Source organism: Thioalkalivibrio sp. ALMg13-2 (assembly GCF_000381185.1).
GTDB lineage: Bacteria > Pseudomonadota > Gammaproteobacteria > Ectothiorhodospirales > Ectothiorhodospiraceae > Thioalkalivibrio > Thioalkalivibrio versutus.
Window position 1 is genome coordinate 85756 of the sequence record NZ_KB906107.1, and the last position, 16659, is coordinate 102414.

General features: G+C 65.9%; 18 protein-coding genes. 8 read left to right on the plus strand and 10 right to left on the minus strand.

All coding sequences use genetic code 11. From position 1 onward, the window contains the following. Nucleotides 1–16: 16 nt before the first annotated feature. Genes hprK through F618_RS0107365 form a run of 4 tightly spaced genes read left to right on the plus strand, consistent with a single transcriptional unit; the run spans nucleotide 17 to nucleotide 2646 of the window. On the plus strand, nucleotides 17–1048 hold the full coding sequence (hprK, locus tag F618_RS0107350; RefSeq protein WP_018144532.1) for an HPr(Ser) kinase/phosphatase: 1032 nt from the start codon (nucleotides 17–19) through the stop codon (nucleotides 1046–1048). 7 nt (nucleotides 1049–1055) lie between these two features. Next, nucleotides 1056–1928, plus strand: a complete 873-nt coding sequence (gene rapZ, locus F618_RS0107355; protein WP_019568186.1) for an RNase adapter RapZ — start codon at nucleotides 1056–1058, stop codon at nucleotides 1926–1928. 51 nt (nucleotides 1929–1979) lie between these two features. Further along, nucleotides 1980–2405: a PTS sugar transporter subunit IIA gene (locus F618_RS0107360; RefSeq protein WP_018168280.1), complete on the plus strand. Its 426-nt coding sequence runs from the start codon at nucleotides 1980–1982 to the stop codon at nucleotides 2403–2405. Next, the gene (locus F618_RS0107365; RefSeq protein ID WP_018144535.1) at nucleotides 2377–2646 is read left to right on the plus strand and encodes an HPr family phosphocarrier protein; all 270 of its coding nucleotides are present in this window, start codon (nucleotides 2377–2379) and stop codon (nucleotides 2644–2646) included. The genes F618_RS0107360 and F618_RS0107365 overlap by 29 nt, the downstream gene beginning before the upstream one ends. A gap of 51 nt (nucleotides 2647–2697) precedes the next feature. On the opposite strand, the gene F618_RS0107370 is transcribed toward F618_RS0107365, so the two are convergent. Continuing rightward, the gene (locus tag F618_RS0107370; protein WP_019568187.1) at nucleotides 2698–3588 is read right to left on the minus strand and encodes a PfkB family carbohydrate kinase; all 891 of its coding nucleotides are present in this window, start codon (nucleotides 3586–3588) and stop codon (nucleotides 2698–2700) included. 124 nt (nucleotides 3589–3712) lie between these two features. Between F618_RS0107370 and F618_RS0107375 the strand changes: the two genes are divergently transcribed. Both F618_RS0107375 and F618_RS0107380 read left to right on the plus strand, forming a co-directional pair. Continuing rightward, entirely contained in the window at nucleotides 3713–4123 is a 411-nt protein-coding gene (locus tag F618_RS0107375; protein WP_018144537.1) for a nuclear transport factor 2 family protein, read from the plus strand. Further along, complete coding sequence (locus F618_RS0107380; protein WP_018168283.1) at nucleotides 4099–4560, plus strand: nuclear transport factor 2 family protein; 462 nt, start codon at nucleotides 4099–4101, stop codon at nucleotides 4558–4560. Before F618_RS0107375 ends, F618_RS0107380 begins: the two co-directional genes overlap by 25 nt. Before the next feature lie 341 nt (nucleotides 4561–4901). Here F618_RS0107380 and F618_RS0107385 read toward each other — a convergent pair whose 3' ends face one another. From F618_RS0107385 to F618_RS0107410, 6 genes are all read right to left on the minus strand, one after another. Then, nucleotides 4902–5444, minus strand: a complete 543-nt coding sequence (locus F618_RS0107385; RefSeq protein ID WP_018144539.1) for a shikimate kinase — start codon at nucleotides 5442–5444, stop codon at nucleotides 4902–4904. Nucleotides 5445–5550: 106 nt separating this feature from the next. Next, entirely contained in the window at nucleotides 5551–7683 is a 2133-nt protein-coding gene (gene pilQ, locus F618_RS0107390) for a type IV pilus secretin PilQ (RefSeq protein ID WP_026331184.1), read from the minus strand. Nucleotides 7684–7701: 18 nt separating this feature from the next. Continuing rightward, entirely contained in the window at nucleotides 7702–8229 is a 528-nt protein-coding gene (locus tag F618_RS0107395; RefSeq protein ID WP_019568189.1) for a pilus assembly protein PilP, read from the minus strand. Between the two features lie 14 nt (nucleotides 8230–8243). Then, entirely contained in the window at nucleotides 8244–8825 is a 582-nt protein-coding gene (locus F618_RS0107400; RefSeq protein WP_018650535.1) for a type 4a pilus biogenesis protein PilO, read from the minus strand. Beyond that, entirely contained in the window at nucleotides 8825–9388 is a 564-nt protein-coding gene (locus F618_RS0107405) for a PilN domain-containing protein (RefSeq protein ID WP_019568190.1), read from the minus strand. Before F618_RS0107405 ends, F618_RS0107400 begins: the two co-directional genes overlap by 1 nt. After that, nucleotides 9385–10452: a pilus assembly protein PilM gene (locus F618_RS0107410; protein ID WP_026313095.1), complete on the minus strand. Its 1068-nt coding sequence runs from the start codon at nucleotides 10450–10452 to the stop codon at nucleotides 9385–9387. Before F618_RS0107410 ends, F618_RS0107405 begins: the two co-directional genes overlap by 4 nt. Nucleotides 10453–10595: 143 nt before the next feature. On the opposite strand from F618_RS0107410, the gene F618_RS0107415 reads away from it, so the two are divergent. Both F618_RS0107415 and F618_RS0107420 read left to right on the plus strand, forming a co-directional pair. Further along, a complete protein-coding gene (locus tag F618_RS0107415) occupies nucleotides 10596–12974 on the plus strand; it encodes a penicillin-binding protein 1A (protein ID WP_019568191.1) in 2379 nt (792 codons plus the stop codon). Continuing rightward, complete coding sequence (locus F618_RS0107420) at nucleotides 12975–13604, plus strand: hypothetical protein (protein WP_019568192.1); 630 nt, start codon at nucleotides 12975–12977, stop codon at nucleotides 13602–13604. It abuts the gene before it with no gap. 30 nt (nucleotides 13605–13634) lie between these two features. Here the strand turns inward: F618_RS0107420 and hemE are convergent, their stop codons facing one another. The 3 genes from hemE to F618_RS0107435 all read right to left on the minus strand — a co-directional run bounded on the left by hemE (nucleotide 13635) and on the right by F618_RS0107435 (nucleotide 16627). Next, complete coding sequence (gene hemE / locus F618_RS0107425) at nucleotides 13635–14690, minus strand: uroporphyrinogen decarboxylase (RefSeq protein ID WP_019568193.1); 1056 nt, start codon at nucleotides 14688–14690, stop codon at nucleotides 13635–13637. An 8-nt stretch (nucleotides 14691–14698) separates the two neighbouring features. Continuing rightward, complete coding sequence (locus tag F618_RS0107430; RefSeq protein ID WP_018176190.1) at nucleotides 14699–16105, minus strand: FAD-dependent oxidoreductase; 1407 nt, start codon at nucleotides 16103–16105, stop codon at nucleotides 14699–14701. 75 nt (nucleotides 16106–16180) lie between these two features. Continuing rightward, nucleotides 16181–16627 carry a GatB/YqeY domain-containing protein gene (locus F618_RS0107435; RefSeq protein WP_018176191.1) on the minus strand — a complete coding sequence of 149 codons (447 nt, stop codon included), beginning with the start codon at nucleotides 16625–16627 and terminating at the stop codon, nucleotides 16181–16183. Nucleotides 16628–16659: the final 32 nt, after the last annotated feature.

Sequence of the window (16659 nt, forward strand, 5' to 3'; positions counted from 1 at the left end):
GCGCGCAGCGTCTGCCATGAACGAGGCGCTGGGAGAAGGCGGGATCGCCCGCGACATCAACGTGGAAAGCCTGATCCAGGCCATGGGAAACCGCCTGGATCTTCGCTTCGTACACGGCGAACATGCAGCACCCGACCGCAAGCTGGTCGGCGACGACGGGGACGACTTGCCGCTGGCCGGCCATCTCAACCTGATCCGGCCCAACCGCATCCAGATCATCGGCGACTTCGAGGCACGCTACATCTCCAGCCTCAGCGCCACCCAGTGCAACGACCTGATCCTGGAGATGGCCCGCACTGGGACCACCGCGGTGATCTTCGCCGAGGACACCTGTCCGTTCTCGGAGATGCCCGACGCCCCGCAGGAGGCGCTGCCGCTGATCCTGTGCTCCAGCACCAGCAGTCACGAGATCATCTCGCTTCTGCGCTATTTCCTGCAGCAGCGCCTGGCTCATTTCGAGGTGCGCCACGGCGTGTTCATGGAGATCCTCGGGATCGGGGTGCTGATCAGCGGCGCCTCCAGCGTCGGCAAGAGCGAGGTCGCACTGGAACTGATCTCGCGCGGGCATCGCCTGATCGCCGACGATGCCCCCGAGTTCGCGCGCATTGCGCCCGATATCGTGCGCGGCCACTGCCCGGCCCTGCTCCAGGACCTGCTCGAGGTGCGCGGTCTTGGGGTGCTCAACATCCGCGCCATGTACGGCGATTCCGCGATCAAGGGCGGCAAGTACCTGCGCCTGATCATCGACCTGCGCGATCATGGCGAACCCTCGCCGGTCCCCGATGACCGGCTGAACGGGCGCCGCGGCGAGATCGATATCCTCGGCCTGCGCGTCCCCTTGATCAGCCTGCCGATCGCGCCGGGGCGCAACATCGCGGTCATGATCGAGGCGGCCGTGCGCAACCACATGCTGCACATGCAGGGCTATATCGCTGGCGACGACCTGCGCGCACGCCAGCGCCGCCAGATGAGCGGCGAGACGGAGGAGCCGCCCTACCATCGCGCGGTGCCCGCCACTACGGTCCCCAACCCGGACCCGGAGGGCTGAATCGGCCATGCGCCTGCTAATCGTCAGTGGCCTGTCCGGGTCCGGCAAGACCGTGGCCCTGCACACCCTGGAGGATGCCGGCTACTTCTGCGTCGACAACCTCCCGCTGCCGCTGCTGCCGGACCTGATCGATCAGGTCCGGCAGGGCCACTACGACACCGAGACCGACCGCCACCTGGCCGTGGGCGTGGATGTGCGCAGCGGCCTGGAGGCCCTGGAAGGGTTCTCCGGTCTCCTGGCGCAACTACGGGCGGACGGGGTGCAGGTGGAGGTCCTGTTCCTGCAGGCGGCCAGCGAGGTGCTGCTGCGGCGCTACCATCTGACCCGCCGGCGCCACCCGCTGGCGCGCGACGGCGTGCCACTGGTCGAGGCCATCGACCGCGAGCGCGAGTGGCTGGGCCATGTGGCGGCGGAGGCCGACCTGACGGTCGACACCTCGCGCCTGTCGATGCACGATCTGGCCCGCACCCTGCGCGACCGCATAGGCGAGCGCGGAGAACACGAGCTATCCCTGCAATTCCAGTCTTTCGGCTTCAAACACGGCGCGCCTCTGGATTCCGACTTCGTGTTCGACGTGCGCTGCTTGCCCAATCCGCACTACGAAAGCGATCTGGCCGCCCTGACCGGTCGCGACCCGCCCGTGTGCGAGTTCCTTGAGCGGCACGCGGAGGTCGCGGCCATGTTCGACAGCATCCAGGGATTCCTGTCCCAGTGGCTGCCGCGCCTGCTAGACGATCACCGCAGCTACGTAACCGTCTCCATCGGCTGTACCGGCGGGCAACACCGCTCGGTGTATCTGGTGGAGCGGCTTGCGGAGGCGTGGCGGGATCGGGAACATGTTACTGTTAGCACCCGTCACCGCGAGCTGGGGAAACAGTAACCACTGGACGCGGGACGAGGGCCTTCTGGAACCCGCAATCGGAGCAGATCCATGGGCGTTGGTCTCATTCTGATCACGCATCAAAACCTGGGCGATACCCTGCTGCAGACCGCGCAGAGCATGCTCGGGGGCCTGCCCGAGGACTGCGAGTCCATGGCGATGTCCCAGAACGACGACCCCGACGAGGTCCTGGCCCGCGCCCGCGAGCGCCTGGCGACCCTCGACAGCGGCTCGGGGGTGCTCGTTCTGACCGACATGTTTGGCTCCACGCCTTCCAACGTGGCAATTCGCGTCGCCCGGGGTGCAAATGCCCGCGTGATCGCCGGCGCCAACCTGCCGATGCTGATCCGCGTGCTCAACTATCAACACCTCCCCCTGACCGAACTGGTCAACAAGGCCCTTTCGGGCGGCCATGACGGGATTCTCCTCTGCGATCAGGAGTGCAGCGATGCCGCAGCGCGTAGTCCCCATCGTTAATCGCCTGGGGATGCACGCGCGCGCCGCGGCCAAGTTCGTCAGCCTGGCCAGCAAGTTCGCCGCGGACGTCTCCGTCTCCCGCAACCAGCAGGAGGTGAATGGCAAGAGCATCATGGGCGTGATGATGCTGGCCGCCGCCCAGGGCAGCGAGATCACCATCGAGGCCGAAGGCAAGGATGCGCCGGAGGCGCTGGATGCACTCGCAGAGTTGGTTGCCGATCGTTTCGGCGAAGAGGCCTGAACCTCCGAGTCCCGCCCGCACCGGTCAACAACCACCATCCCCCTGCGGGGGCTATCCGGGCCACGCTCCCGGGTCGGAGGCCGCGTTACCCAGCCCGTCCAGGCCGACCTGCTCGAGCTTGCGCTCCGCCAGGCGCACAGCGGCCGTCAAAGCCTGCTCCGGGGGCTCCCCGGAGACCAGCGCGTGGATCAACCCGGCATTGAAGGTATCCCCTGCCCCCACGCTGTCGACCACCCGCAGTCCGGGCGTCGCTTCACAATGGTGGATCGCGCCCCGCACGGCCATCCAGGCCCCTTCGCCCCCGGCGGTCACGGTCAGGATGCGATCAGGAAAGCGCTCGGAAAGCTGCTGCAGCGCAGCCTCGGGAGTGCCCGCCACGCTCGCGGCCCAGTCGCGCGAGAGCATCAGGACATCGGCATAGTCCAGGCATGCGTCGAGCCCCGGCCGGGGCTTCTCCAGCTCCAGCGACACCGGCTGGTCAAAGATGCTCTCGCGCACCGCGCGCAGGATGGACGCAAGGGCCTCCGGGTTACGCCCCTCGAAGTGCAGCCAGTCATATTCCGGCCAGGGTACGCCCGCGAGATCCTCCACCCCGAGTTCGGGCAGGTCGCGATGATGGACGATGGTGCGACTGCCCGTCTCCCTGGAACGAAGAATATGGGAGGTCGGCGTCGCTCCGGGCCGGCGTACGCAGTGACGAATATCCAGTCCGCGCTCCTCCAGGGACTCGCTCAAGGCATCCCCGGCCGCACCCTCGGCGATGACCGCGGCCAGGCCCGGGCGGTGGCCGAACTGCGCCAGGATCGTTGCGGTGTTGGTCGCGTTGCCTCCGGGCTGGGTGGTGCTGGCGAGCGCCCGGACCTCGTCGTCCTCGGCCGGGAAGGCTGCAACATCGAGGGTGTGGTCGAGCGTGACAATGCCAGTCGCGAGGATACGTGCCATACGGGCTCCCGTGATGAAGGAGCGCCATTCTGGCGGGTCGCGCCCATTACGTCATCTCGCACATTCGTCATCCGCGGATGCTCCTGCGACAATACCCCCTCTGTCTCAGGAGGCCCCGACCGGTATGGCCACGTTCCCTTCTCCCGAATCCGCCGAAGCCGCCTTTTACGCGGCCTTTCAGGCAGGCGATGCACAAGGCATGCGCGAAATCTGGCACGACAGTGCCGAGTGTGTCTGCATCCACCCAGGGGGCGAGCGCCTGCAGGGAACGGACATCATCCTGGAAAGCTGGGACGACATCCTGCCGGGGATGCGCGGGGTGGTCGTACACCGGACCCAGGTGACCGCCATCCCGGGCGAAGACCTCGTCCTCCACGTATTGCGCGAAAACCTGTATGTCCAGGGTGAACGGCGCGGCGTCATGCTGGCGACCAATGGCTACCGCCACGATGGGGAAAGCTGGCGCATGGTGCTCCACCACGCCAGCCCGGACCCGGAACCCACGCCGGAATGGCCCACCGGGGGCGTGCACTGATGGCGACGGATGCCGATCGCTGCGTCGAGGCGTATTACGCCGCCTTTCGTGCCGCCGATATCGAACAGATGATGCGCCTGTGGGGCGAGCGTCCCGACATCGTCTGCATCCACCCGGGCAGCCCGCGCGCCCACCGGGGCGTGGCGGAGGTGATGGAGAGCTGGCTACTGGTCTTCGCGCGTGAACTGAATATCGGGATCGAACCGAAGATCGTGGGGCGCCACGAGACCGGGGAGATCATCAGCCTGGTCATCGAGGAGGCGATCACGCGACCGGGCGACGTCGCGCCCACCGGGACGATCCTGATCAGCCAGACCTGGCGCTGGCTGGACACGGGCTGGCGCCTGCTGTTTCACCATGCGTCGCACGGGCGCCGCTCACCGCCATCGCAGGACGGCATGTTTGTCCCCGATGGCGGCGGCAACACCCGCCACTGACGAGCAATGGGATCGACCACGAAGCGCGCGAAGGAAGAAGGTCCAAAGCGAAGGCACCACTGAGCACATCAGTCATGGGGAAGCGATTTAAGTGGCAAAAGGATCTTCGAACGCCGCGAATCCGGGCCGCCCCCTCAATAACCTGACGGTGCTCGCGATCCGGGTCCTCTACGGTTCAAGAAAACCTCATGACCACCGACACCGGGCGTTCGAAAAATTAGCGGGGCTCAGCTCCTCTCCCTGCCCGTTGACCCCATTAGAATCACGCATGGGGCCGCAACCAGCCACTGTGGATGACTCGCGCCCTTGCTTGGTGTCTTCGTGCGCTTAATGGTTACCAACTAGCCTTCGGAGCGCGGCTGGCAAAGATCCGGGCGCTGCACCTGCAGCGCCGCGCATACCCCCTTGACCGCATCGCGCACCCGCCGCCCCTTGCCCTCCAGCGTAAGGTCCGCGACCTCCTGATAGAGCGGATCGCGGACCGCGAACAACTCCTGAAGGCGGGCCTTCGGGTCCGCCGCCTCCGCGATCAGCGGGCGCTTGCGGTTGCGGCGAGTCCGCCGGAACTGCTCCTCTACCGGCACCCGCAGGTAGATCACGAACTGATCGCGCAGCTGTTCCCGGTTCTCCGGGCGTTCGACAATCCCCCCGCCGGTGGCAATCACCGCGCCCTCCTGTTGCAGGAGCGACTCCAGCATCGCCGTCTCGCGCTTGCGAAAACCACCCTCGCCCTCGAACTCGAAAATGGTCGGGATATCCACGCCGGTACGCCGCTGGATCTCCTGATCGGTATCGAAGAACGGCCGACGCAGCAGCCCCGCTAGGCCGCGCCCGATTGTGCTCTTGCCGGCCCCCATCGGGCCTACCAGTACGATGTTCTGCATGGGCGCCAAGGCTACTGGCTGGGCCCCCCAAAGAAAAGCCGGGGACAAGCCCCGGCTTTCGAGATCGAACCCATCGGGGGGCAATCCCCTACGCTACACCTTGCGCTCAGTCGAGTACGCGCGGCGTCACAAAGATCAACAATTCCGCTTTGGTATTCTCCGTGGAGCGATTGCGGAACAGGTTTCCGAGGAACGGAATATCCCCGAAGAACGGCACCTTCTCGAGGTTGGTGCGGCTGTCGATCTCGTACACACCGCCCAGGACCACGGTCTCGCCGTTGCCCACGAAGACCTGGGTCTCCACCTCGCGCTTGTTGATCCCCGGCACCCCAAGGATCACACGCTGGCTGGGCTCGTCCTTTGTCACCTTGATGTCGAGGATCACGTTGCCGTTCGGCGTGATCTGCGGCGTCACTTCCGTCGACAGTACGGCCTCGATGAACTGGGTCGAAGTCGCGCCGGATGCAGTGGCTTCCTGGAACGGGATCTCTTCACCCTGCTTGATCGTCGCCGTCTGGCCATTGGCGGTGATCACACGCGGGCTGGAGATGATCTCGCCGCGACCTTCCACCTGCAGCGCGGACAGTTCCAGGTCGAGCAACACGCCACTGCGCAGGATGCTCAGCCCTGCCTGCCCGGCATTGCCACCGGCCGGCAGCGAGCTGTTCAGCCGATCGCCAATGGCAAGGCCACCCATATCTCCGGGGCTGGTACCCAGTGCACTGTCGGAGCCCTCCAGCGATCCGGACAGGCCCGCTGAGGTACGTCGATCGCTCCCCCGGGTCGCACTAATGCCAAAACGCGCACCCAGCTCACGGTTGAAGGTATCTTCAGCGATCACAATGCGGGTCTCGATCAGGACCTGCTGCACCGGGACATCCAGTGTGGAGACCAGGCGACGGACGTCCTCGATCCGGCTCTGGGTATCCTGCACCAGGAGGGTGTTGGTGCGCGTGTCGATGGTGATGCTGCCACGCTCCGAGAGGAATTCGCCTCCATCACCGCCCCGAATCAGGGACGCGATCTGCTCGGCCTGGGCGAAATTGATCTGCACGAACTCCGTGCGCAGGGGCTCCAGCTCCTGGCGGTCACGCTCGGCTTCCATCTCCAGGCGTTCACGCGCCGCGATCTCCTCGCTGGGGGCGACGTACAGGACATTGCCGTCCATTCGCTTGTCGAGCCCGCGGGCACGCAGGATGATATCCAGCGCCTGGTCCCAGGGGACGTTGTTCAGGCGCAGGGTGATGTTGCCACCCACCGTGTCACTCACCACGATGTTCAGATCGGTGAAATCCGCCAGCAACTGCAGAACGGAGCGCACCTCGATGTCCTGGAAATTCAGGGACAGGCGCTCGCCGGCGTACTCCTCTTCCTCCCGTGCGCGCGCCTGGCGTTCGGCCTCGGAAATCGGGGCGACCTCGAGGACGAACTGGCGATCACTCTGGTAGGAAATGATCTCGTACTCGCCGCGCGCCTCGATCTCCATGCGTACACGATTGCGTTCGGCGACGGTGTCGATGGTATGCACCGGGGTGGCGAAATCGACCACGTCGAGGCGACGTTCCAGCGACTCGTCGACCATCGCGCGCGGGAAGGTCATCTCGATGCGGCCGGCCTGCTCGCGAACGTTAATCTCGGCACCAGAGCGGGAGAGATCCACCTCGACGCGACCTTCGCCCTCGCTGCCCCGCCGGAAATCGATACCCGTGATCTCCATGGGACGGGCGCTGCGGGTCGTGGCGGCGGGTTCACCCGCACGATCCACGACCTGCTGGGTGCGTGCATCCGCCTCGGAAACCCCGCGGCCCAGCGTAAGGATGAGATTATTGCCCTCGACTCGAGTCTGGTACTCGGAGGCCTGAGTCAGGTTCAGCACCACGCGGGTGCGGTTGCCCGCCTCGACCGTGCTCGCCCGCAGCACCGGGCCCACATTCAGGTCCGTCTCGCGCCGCGGCAATGCATTGCCGACATTGGGCAGATCCAACGCGATGCGCGGCGGTGAATCAATCGCAAAGGCGCGAATATCGGAGGGCGGCGTCTCCGAGAAGCGCAGGTTCACCTGCACCCGGTCACCGCTCAGACTGCCGGCCCGGATCTCTTCCAGTTCGGTGGCAGCCACCCCCTGGGACACCATGAACAGCAGGCCCGCAACGACCGTGCCTGCGAAAGCGCGCATGGAAGAACCCATGTTGAATCCCCTGTTGGTTGTGCCGACCTTGCGGCGAATGCTCGTCATCATTTTCTTCCCCCCCAACCGCTAGTCGGTCAGCGCCACCGAGTTTTCACGTTCCACATGACCGCCGAAGGCATCCGGCACGATCTCGACCAGCCGGATCTGGGTCGGCGTGATCTCGATGATCTCCCCGTGGTTCTGGCCCATATAGTTGCCCGCAGTGACGCGCTGAACCCCTCGATCCGGGGTCCGGACCAGGGCGTAGCGCACACCATGCTGCTCCAGCGACCCGACCATCCGCAGCGAATCCAGCGGAAAGCCCTCGAGGAACTCGCGCGGGCGGTCAGGATCAATCTCGGCGTCTCCTGGCTGCCCCTCGGCCGCGGCGAGCTCCGGCTGGGCGATCACCGACGAGTCGAAAGGCGACCGGGTATGCCCCGGATAGAGATAGGGCTCGTGCGGCTCCAGGGTGGGGATCGGCTCGATCCCGCTCCCCGGGCGCTCCTTGACCTCGGCGATGTACTGCTCGAGATCACGGTTGTCCTGAGTACAGCCCGACAGCAGGATCCCGCCCGTCAGGACCATGGCCAGTCCCGGCCATACCGATCGCATGGAAGAATGCCTCATCAGTTCTCCTCCAGGTAGCGATAGGTGCGGGCGACCGCATCCATCAGCAGGTCGTTGTCGGAAGCGCCCGGACGGATATGCATGTTGTGCATGGTGACCACGCGCGGCAGGGCCGAGACACCGCTGACGAACTCCGCGAGATCCTCGTAATCGCCCCGGACGCGCAGACGGATCGGGACCTCGGCGTAGAAGTCGCGGCGGTTCTCGCCGCGCGGCTCGAACAGCTCGATCTCGAGACCCGCCTGCAACCCTGTCTGCGAGACATCGACCAGCAGGCTGGGGATCTCGGCGCTGCTGGGCAACAACTCGAGCAGCGAGGCGAACATGCGCTCCATCTCCTCCAGCTGGTCCTCATAGGCCTGGAGGTTGGCAGCCCGCTGCTGCTTGTCCTCGAACTCGTCGCGCAGCTGCAGTTCGCGGCTCTCCGCGCGCTCCAGCTCTGTCCGCTGATCGCCGATGAAGAGGTAATAGGACAGGCCGAGGATGGCCAGGACAATCACGACCAGGATCAGGCCCTTCACGCCCCAGGAGGCTTCCCCGATGTTGTTGAAGTCGACCTGCTTGAGTTCATTGAGATCCATCAGGAATCCCCCTCTTCGGCATCCGGCCGGGTCTGCGTGGCATCCAGACGGAAGTCACGCACCTGGAGGCGACCCTCCTCGCGGGTCTCGATAATCTGCAGGTTGGAGCTACCCAGCCAGGGCGACCCATCGATCCGGCGCATCAGCGCGGAGATCCGGGTGTTGGACTCGGAGCGCCCGACCAGGCGCACATTCTCGCCTTCCTGGCGGACCTCGCTGAGGTAGGTACCATCGGGCAGGGTCTCGACCAGCTGATCGAAGAGATGCACGGCCTCGGGCCGCTGCGCCTGCAGGGTCTGGATGACTTCCATTCGGGCGATAAGGGCCTCGCGCTGTTCGTCGAGATCGCGAATCCGGGCGATCTGACGATCCAGTTCGCGGATCTCGCTTTCCAGCATCTGGTTGCGCGACTGCTGGTGGTCGATCAACGCGCCGATAAAACTGTAGCCAACGAAGGCAAGCAGGACGCCGACCACCGCGGCGCCACCAACCGCGGCGAAGAACTGCTTGCGCCGCTGTTCGCGTGCCTTCTCGCGCCAGGGAAGGAGGTTGATATAAATCATGACGCATACCCCCGCACGGCCAGGCCACAGGCCGTCATCAGCGCCGGGGCATCATTGGCAAAACGTTCCTGGTTGACCCTTTTGGCCAACGCCATCCCGCGGAACGGGTTCGCGATCGATACCGGCGTGCCGGCGGCCTCCTCGAGCAGTTCGTCCACGCCCGGGATGGCCGCACAGCCGCCCCCCAGGAGGATGTGATCGATGGTGTCCTGCGGGCGGGTCACGTAGAAGTACTGCAGAAGCCGCTGGATCTGGTCGACCATGGTCTGCTTGAAGGGCTCGAGGATGGAGCTTGCGTAGTCGGTCGGCAGGTCGCCACTCATCTTGGCGGAGCCGGCCTCCTGATAGTTCATGCTGTAGCGCCGCATGATCTCCTCGGTGAGCATGCGGCCGCCGAAATTCTGCTCGCGAGTGTACACCACGCCCTCGTCCTGACTGACGACATACACGGCGGTCACCGAAGAGCCGACATCCACGACCGCCACGATCGGCTTGCTCTCGCGGTCGGGGACCTGCTCCATCAGGCGCTCGGCGGTATGCTCGATCGCGTATGCCTCGACGTCGATCAGCTCGGGGGTCAACTTGGCGGCCTCGGCAATGGCCACGCGCGAGTCCACGTTCTCGCGGCGCGAAGCGACCACCAGGACATCGACCATCTCGGGGTTCTTCTCGTTCTTGCCGAGGACCTGGAAATCCAGGTTGACCTCTTCAAGCGTGTAGGGGATGTACTGATCCGCCTCCACGAAGACCTGGCCCTCGAGCTCCGCATCGCCCAGCGCGGCCGACATCTGGATGGTCTTGGTGATCACGGCGGAGGACGGCACAGCCATCGCGCAGTGCTTGAGGCGAGTGCCGGAGCGCTTGACCGCCCGGGCGAGGGCATTACCCACGGCCTCGGTGTCCTGACAGACCTTGTCGACCATCACCCCATCGGGCAGCGGTTCGACCGCGAAGGCCTCGACCCGAAAGCCCTTACCCTGTCGCGTCAGCTCCAGCACCTTGACGGCTGCCGAGCTGATATCCACGCCCAGGACCCCTTGTTTGGATTTTCCGAGACTCAGCACACATCCCCCTGTATACCCCGACGAAAGTAACTGGTAGCGTTACAATCACGTATGCTAGCTGGTTCACAATATACACCGCGACTTCAGGGTTGCAAGTCGCTTTGAAAGCGACTTCTCATCTTGGCCTCACTTTTTTTGCTGTCATGAATCCGCTCCTTAAGATTATTACGGCGCTGCTGGCCCTGATGCTGGCAGCCGGAATCGGCCTGTCCATCGCGGCGGCCGCTCTCTATGTTTACTACGCGCCGAGCCTCCCGGAGGCCGACGCCGTGCGCGATGTGCGTCTGCAGACTCCACTGCAGGTCCGCAGTGCGGATGGCCGCCTTATGGGTGAGTTCGCGGAAGAACGACGCATTCCCGTGCCGATTGACGCGATCCCGCAGCAAGTCCGCGATGCCTTTATTGCGGCGGAAGACGAGCGCTTCTATGACCATCCGGGTGTGGATGTCATGGGTCTTGCCCGCGCCGGACTGAATGTGATCTCCACCGGCGGCGAGCGCAGCCAGGGCGGCAGCACCATCACCATGCAGCTCGCGCGCAATATCTTCCTGACGCGCGAGCGGACCTACGAACGCAAGCTGCGCGAGATCTTCCTGGCCATCCGCCTGGAACAGGAACTCGAGAAGGACGAGATCCTCGAGCTATATTTGAACAAGATCTATCTGGGACAGCGCGCCTACGGGATCGAGGCCGCCTCGCGGGTATATTTCGGCCGCTCGCTGGATGCGCTGGAACTGGACGAGATCGCCACGCTCGCCGCCCTGCCCAAGGCGCCATCGACCACCAACCCGGTAAGTAACCCGCAACGGGCCGAGATCCGCCGTAACTACGTACTGCGGCGGATGCTGGAGACCGGGGTGATCGACGAGGATGCCTATGCCTCCGCCATCGAGCGCCCGGTGCTGTCGGAACGCCACACCACAGCCACCGAGATTGATGCCCACTGGGTCGCCGAAATGGCGCGCCAGATGGTGGTGAACCTGTGGGGTGACGACGCCTACCGTCGCGGCCTGCAGGTGCACACGACGATCGACTCCCGCCAGCAGGAAGCGGCCAACCAGGCGCTGCGCGAAGGATTGCTGGAATATGACGAGCGTCACGGTTTTCGGGGTCCCGAAATGCGGCTTCCCGACAATACCCTGGAGGACGCCGAGGCACGCGAGCGCGCGCTGATGGCCATTGGGGTGCACGGAAGGCTGCTGTTCCCGGCCGTCGTCCTGGGGCAGGGCGAAGCCGGGGTACTGCGCGTCGACGGCGGCCGCATTGGCGAACTGGAAGTCCTGCGGGAAGACCGCGAATGGGCCGGATCTCCGGCGCTCGAACGCGGCGACGTGATCCGTATACGTCCCTATACCGACGGCCGCTGGCGCCTGGCGCAAAAGCCGGAAGTCACCGGCGCCGTGATCGCCCAGGCCCCTCAGGACGGCGCCATCCTGGCACTGGCCGGCGGGTTCGACTTCTTTGAAAACCGCTACGACCGCACGACCCAGGCACAACGCCAGCCCGGATCCGCGTTCAAGCCGCTGGTCTATGCCCTGGCCCTGCGCGAGGGCCACCGGCCCGAAGGGACCGTGATCGACGCGCCGATGGTCTTCAACGACCCCGCCCTGGGGGCCGAATGGCGCCCGCAGAACTACTCGCGGCGCTTCCACGGCGAGACCACCCTGCGCGAGGCACTCGCGAATTCCCGCAACCTGGCCTCCATTCGCCTACTCGACCGCCTGGGCACCGGAAACGTGCACCAGGAACTGACGCGCTTCGGTCTGGACCTCGAAAGGCAGCCGAACAACCTGTCCATGGTCCTGGGTACCGGCTCCCTCACCCCGCTGCAGCTGAACAATGCCTATGGCGTGTTCGCCAGCGGCGGCCGCCTGAACAGCCCCTGGATCATCGCGCGCATCGAGACGGCGGATGGCGAGACCCTGTACGAGGCACCGACCGAACGAGCGTGCCCCGCACCCTGCACAAACCCGAAGGGCCAGGATCTGCCGCTGGTCGCCAGCAGTGGCCCGCTGCAGTACACCGATCCGGTACCGGTCCTGGATCCCGGTGTCGCCTGGCAGATGAGCGACATGCTGCGCAGCGTCATCACATCCGGCACCGGCCGGCGGGCCATGGAACTGGGCCGGTCCGACCTGGCCGGCAAGACCGGCACCACCAATGACTACCGCGATGCCTGGTTCGCCGGGTTCAACGCGGAGCTGGTCGCAACGGCCTGGATCGGCTTCGACGACAACCGCGAGCTGGGCCGACGCGAAAGCGGCGGTCGCGCGGCCCTGCCAATCTGGACCCGATTCATGGGCAGCGTGCTGGCCGACCAGCCGGAACGGCCGGTGGAGCGCCCCAACGACCTGGTGCGAGTCGCCATCCTGCCGAACGGCCAGCGGGCCCCCAGCGACGACGCCCCGGGTGCGCGCAACCAGTGGCTGCTACCCCACCAGGTCCCGGAACGCGGACACGTCATTCCGGGGAACGGCGAGAACGGCAGCAGCGGAAACCAGCAACCCGAACTGGTCTTTTAAATGGCCAGCCCCTCGCGCGCGCGCCAGGAGCTGGCCCAGGAAGCCGCTCGCATCATGCTCGACGACGGCATCCGGGACTTCGGCCTGGCCAAGCGGAAAGCCGCGGAACACCTGGGCGTGGACGCCCGACACGACATGCCCGGCAACCTGGAGATCCAGGACGCCGCCATCGAACGCAGCCGGCTGTTTGCCAGCCCCGCCAGCCGCGCCGCCTACCGCGGCCGCCTGGAAGCGGCGCTGGTCGTGATGGAACGCCTGGGGCACCTGGAACCGCGGCTGGTCGGCCCGCTCCTGCAAGGGCTAGTGGAATCGCAACCGCTGATCAATCTGCATGCCTTCGCCGAGACAGTGGAAGAGGTCATCCTGGAGATGGGGGATCGGGGGATTCACTGCGAGACCGGCGAGCGCCGTTACCGCAGCCGGCAGGGGCGCGAACAGCGCATCCCCTTCCTCGCCTTCCGCGGACCGGACGACACCGATGTTGAGCTCACGGTCTTCCCGCTGGACGGCCTGCGCCAGGCGCCACCGTCGCCGGTGGACGGGCGCCCGATGCAACGCGCAGCCCGCGCGGACGTGGAGAGGATGCTGGCGGAGGCCGGCGCCGAAGAGGCGGCGGCCACGGCGGAATAATAACCGGGCCGTGCGCTCGCGCCGGGCGGACTAGCGTCGGTAGTTGGTGACGGTGTCCACCATCGCGGCGACCCGCTCCGGATCGATCCCCGGATGAATGCCGTGGCCAAGATTGAAGACATGACCCGTGTCGCGGTCGAAACCATCCAGCACCCGCCGGGTCTCTTCGCGGACTACCGCCTCGGGTGCGTAGAGCACCGACGGATCGAGGTTGCCCTGCAGCGCAACGCGATCGCCGACCCGCCGGCTGGCCTCGGCGATCTCGATGGTCCAGTCCAGCCCCAGGGCATCCGCCCCGGTATCCGCCATCATTTCCAGCCAGGCCCCGCCACCCTTGGTGAACAGCGTCACCGGGACGCGGCGGCCATCGTTTTCACGGATCAGCCCGTCGACGATGCGCTGCATGTAGGCCAGCGAGAACTCGCGATAGGCCCGCGGAGTAAGCGAACCACCCCAGGTGTCGAAGATCATCACCGACTGGGCGCCGGCGCGGATCTGCGCGTTCAGATAATCGGTCACCGCAGTGGCGACCTTTTGCAGCAGGGCGTGCATCGCCTGCGGCTCGCCGTACATCAGACGCTTGGTCTCGGCGAAGTCGCGCGAGCCCTGGCCCTCGACCATGTAGGTCGCCAGGGTCCATGGGCTGCCGGCAAAACCAATCAGCGGGACCTGGCCGTCCAACTCGCGGCGGATCAGGCGCACCGCGTCCATCACGTAGCGTAGCTCCTGCTCCGGGTCCGGCACCGGCAGGTTCTCGATCGCCTCCAGCGTACGCACCGGCTCGCGGAAACGTGGGCCCTCGCCCGTCTCGAAATACAGACCCAGCCCCATCGCGTCGGGGATGGTGAGGATGTCGGAGAACAGGATCGCCGCATCGAGAGGAAATCGGCGCAGTGGCTGCATGGTGACTTCGCAGGCCAGCTCCGGGTTCTGGCACAGGCTCATGAAGCTGCCGGCCTGGGCGCGGGTCTCGCGATACTCCGGCAGGTAGCGCCCGGCCTGGCGCATGATCCAGATCGGCGGACGCTCCACCGGTTCGCGCAGCTGGGCTCGCAGCAGGAGGTCGTTCTTCAGGTTCTGGGACATCGAAAGGCTCAAACGCCGAGGTATTCAAGGATGCCTTCGGCGGCCTCGCGGCCCTCGAAGACGGCGGTGACCACCAGATCGGAGCCGCGCACCATGTCGCCGCCCGCAAAGACCTTCGGGTTGCCGGTCTGGAAGGCATGCTCGCCCGCGGTCTGCACGCGGCCGCCCTCGTCGATGCCGATCTTGTAGTCGGCAAACCAGTCGGAGGGAGACGGACGGAAGCCAAAGGCGATCAGCACCCGGTCGGCCGGGATTACGTGTTCGGAGCCGGGGACCGGCTCGGGACGGCGGCGGCCCCGTTCGTCCGGGGCGCCCATCTGGGTACGCACGACCTTCACGCCCTCGACCTTGCCGTCGCCGACGATCTCCACCGGCTGCACGTTGAACTCGAAATGCACGCCCTCTTCGCGCGCATGCACCACTTCCTTGCGCGAACCGGGCATGTTGTCTTCGTCGCGGCGGTAGGCGCAGGTCACCGATGCCGCGCCCTGGCGGATCGAGGTGCGGTTGCAGTCCATCGCGGTGTCGCCGCCACCCAGCACGACCACCCGCTGGTCGGCCATGTCGATGAACTCGTGGCCTTCTTCCTGCGGCCAGTTCATCACCTGGCGGATATTGGAGATCAGGAACGGCAGGGCGGGATAAACGCCCGGCAGGTCCTCACCGGGGAAGCCGCCCTGCATCGCGGTGTAGGTGCCCATGCCGAGGAACACGGCGTCGTATTCCTCCAGCAGCGCATCCATCGCGATGTCGCGGCCGATCTCGATATTCAGACGGAATTCGACGCCCATGCCCTCGAGGATCTCGCGGCGAGTGCGGATCACGTGCTTTTCCAGCTTGAACGGCGGGATGCCGAAGGTCAGCAGGCCGCCGATCTCCGGATAGCGGTCATACACCACCGCCTGCACGCCATTGCGCGCCAGGATGTCCGCGCAGCCCAATCCCGCGGGCCCGGCGCCGATCACCGCGACACGCTTGCCGGTCGGGGTGACATCCGACAGATCCGGGCGCCAGCCGGCCTTCAGGGCCTCGTCGGTGATGTACTTCTCGACCGAGCCGATGGTGACCGCGCCGAAGCCGTCGTTCAGGGTGCAGGCCCCCTCGCACAGACGATCCTGCGGGCATACGCGGCCACAGACTTCGGGCAACGAGTTGGTCTTGTGCGAAAGCTCGGCGGCCGCGAACAGATTGCCTTCCTCCACCAGCTTCAACCAATTGGGGATGAAGTTGTGGACCGGGCACTTCCATTCGCAATAGGGATTGCCACAGGCCAGGCAACGGCCGGCCTGCTGACCGGCCGTGGCGGGATCGAACTGACCAATGATCTCGCCGAATTCGTGGATCCGGATCTCGGCGGGAGTCTTCTGGGGGTCCTGGCGCGGGAGGTCCAGGAACTGCATCGGATTGGAAGCCATGGAACACTCGCTCCGACGAAATCGGGATAGGGGCCGCGATGGGCCCGGGGAGTTCGGCCGGGATCCGGCCCGTAGTCAGCCCTGCAGGGCGGCGCGGACCTTCTGGCTCACCTGGCCCATGTCCGCACGCCCGAAGACCCGGGGTTTCAGCACCCCCATGACGCGGCCCATGTCACCCGGGGCACTGGCTCCGGTCTCGGCAATCGCCTCGCTCACCAACTGGTCCAGCGCGGCGGCGTCCAGCGGCTCGGGCATGTATTCCTCGATGATGACGACCTCGGCGGCCTCGCGCTCGGCGAGGTCTTCGCGACCGCCCTTCTGATACTGATCGATGGAATCACGCCGCTGCTTGAGCATGCGATTGAGGATCGCCAGCACGGTGTCGTCGTCGGCCTCGCGCCGCTCGTCCACCTCGAACTGCGATACCTCGGCCTGAATCATGCGCAATGCAGCCAGGCGGTCCTTGGCCCGGGCCCGCATGGCCTGCTTGACGTCATCCTGCAACCGGGCCTTGAGCGACATCTTTGGGTCCTCGGGTCCGGGCAGCCACCCGG